The organism is bacterium, from assembly GCA_035703895.1.
GTDB lineage: Bacteria > Sysuimicrobiota > Sysuimicrobiia > Sysuimicrobiales > Segetimicrobiaceae > Segetimicrobium.
The window spans coordinates 1-2,194 of record DASSXJ010000167.1 but is presented as its reverse complement, the minus strand read 5'-3'; the positions used below and the strand labels follow the sequence as shown (position 1 = coordinate 2,194).

The 2,194-nt window shown below is 64.1% G+C and carries 3 protein-coding genes; all 3 read left to right on the top strand.

The window, feature by feature from the left end; genetic code table 11:
* The coding region (locus VFP86_11810; GenBank protein HET9000326.1) for a hypothetical protein at window positions 1-830 on the top strand (830 nt) is incomplete at its 5' end.
* 107 nt (window positions 831-937) lie between these two features.
* A complete protein-coding gene (locus VFP86_11805) occupies window positions 938-1,981 on the top strand; it encodes a ferritin-like domain-containing protein (protein ID HET9000325.1) in 1,044 nt (347 codons plus the stop codon).
* A 16-nt stretch (window positions 1,982-1,997) separates the two neighbouring features.
* The coding region (locus tag VFP86_11800; protein HET9000324.1) for a hypothetical protein at window positions 1,998-2,194 on the top strand (197 nt) is incomplete at its 3' end.

The following is a 2,194-nucleotide window of genomic DNA, read 5'->3' as shown; positions in this document are numbered from 1 at the left end:
TGTTTCTCCCGGTGATCATCTGGAATCTCGTCCACGATTGGGCCGGCATTCATTTCTTTCTATACGAACGACCTCGGTGGGGACACGGCCCCGCCGGCCTGAGGGGGCTCGTCTCTCCACACCTCGAGTTCGTGCTGCTGCTCTTTCCCGCGTTCGTGTGGGCTCTCTGGGCGGCGTGGCGCCGTCGAGGCGACGAACGGTTCCGCTATCTCCTCTGGACCACCCTCCCCGCACTCGCGTTTACGGTCCTGACGGCCGTCGTGGGCATCGGGCGCGGCGCTTGGCTGGGCCCGGTCTACCTCGAACTCGCGATCATCCTCGGAGCGTTGTGGAACCGCGGGGTCGCAGCGCTGGCATGGGGGAACGCCGCGCTGACCGCGGTCTTCATCGCGCGCGCGGTGATCCCCGGGCTTCCCCCGCCGCCAACCCCCATCGCCCTGCACGGATGGGAACAGGCTGCGGCGCGCATAGAAGCAGAGATGGCGGCGCTCGGCCCCGGGACCGAGGTCATCACGGACAATTACGAGATCGCATCCCAACTCAGGTATCACTCAGGCGGCACGCTGCCCGTCCTCCTCGTTCCCCGTCCGGCCTGGGCAGTGGTGTGGCCGCCCCTCGACAGCTTCAATGGATCGAAGGGGGTGGCGGTGACGTACGGCCCCTTGAAGTGGTCGCACTGCTTCTCGGGCGCGCAGGCGGTGCCGTTGACGGCAGAGAACGGCGGGAACGTTCTGACGCTGCTGTATGTCTACCGCCTCACCGATCTCTCGGTGAGACGGTGCCGGTGCGATCAGTGCTGCCCGTACTGCCCGTACGGGATCACCCGATAGGCGCCGGTGCGAGAGGTAAAGCCCCCCGGGGCGGTCAAGTACCTAGCGAGCAGGCGCGGCACCTTGGCTCTTCAAGTCCGATCGGTCGATAAGGAGGATGCGAGGGAATGGAGATCAAGCTCCCAGACACCACCGCCTGGGGCAAGCCCGACTGGGGAATTCGAGTCCCCGCCCGCGACGGTTTTGGGATTGACCTCAGAGATTGTTTCATCGGCCAGGCCGGCCAGGTCCCGGACGAGGCGCCGGCCCACTGGGGCTTAGCCCAGCGAGGGTCGGTGATCGACCCCAGCACCCCGCCATTTGATTTTCCTTTCAACAAGAAAGTAGAGGTCTGGACGGAGAACATCGCCGACCTGGTCGAGCAGGCTAAATTGGGACAGTGGAACGCGGCCACCGCCATCTCGTGGCACGACTTGAAGCCGCTGCCGGCAGACGTGGAGCAGGCGGTCTGTCAGGTCTGCACCTTCATGATTCAAAATGAATACCTCGCCCTGTATCTTCCCGCAAAGCTCCTCACCAAGGTGGACCCTCGCTTTACCGAGGTCGTGCTGTTCCTGGCGAGCCAGGTTGAGGACGAAGCCCGCCACGTGGAGGTCTTCACCAAGCGTGCCCTTGCCAACGGCGGCGGTCTGCAGTACGTGTCGGCGGCTACGGAGTGGTCGCTCAAGAGCCTGCTCGACCAGGAGGACTTCACAAATGCGTCCTTCCTCCTCCACATCCTGGGGGAAGGCACCTTCATGGAACTCCTCAAGTTCCTGGAGGAGGTGTCGCCCGATCCCGTCACCGCCACGATTTTCAGGATGGCTCGTCAGGACGAGGGACGTCACGTTGGCTATGGGGTCTCACACATCGCGTACCATCTGCAGCATGACCCAACCTTGGCGGGAACGCTCTATCAAGCGGCCGAAGGCAGGGCCGCCTTCCTTCGACAGGCCGCCGGGGCCAGCCCCTTTGTCCAGCAGGCCCTGGCCGTGCTCGCCGGCGGCGGATCATCGCCGGAACACGTCGCTCGGGGTCGCGAGCGGGTCAAGGATCTGTACCGGGAAATGCATGCCACCCGGGTCAGGCGTCTGCTTCAGGTAGGCTTCGACCGTGCGGTGGCCGAACGAATCTCCGACCTGCACGGTGGTGCGGTTCCCAACTTCATGTGATAACGAGGACATAGCCGTGGGCGTAGTCCATAGACAGATCGGCATGAACGGCAACTTCGTCTGGGACGGTGTGGAGGAGGAACCGTATCGGGGAGGCGGGGCGAGCGAAGGGAGTTGCCGCAAGGTGCTCATTGGGCCGAGGGAAGGGGCCCAGCACTTTGCCATTCGGTATTTCGAGATTCCGCCCCGCGGGCAGACATCGTTCGAGCATCA

Bases quoted from the DNA above. Each gene is read 5' to 3' on its own strand.
- VFP86_11805 (HET9000325.1), top strand. From the start codon at position 938: ATGGAGATCAAGCTCCCAGACACCACCGCCTGGGGCAAGCCCGACTGG.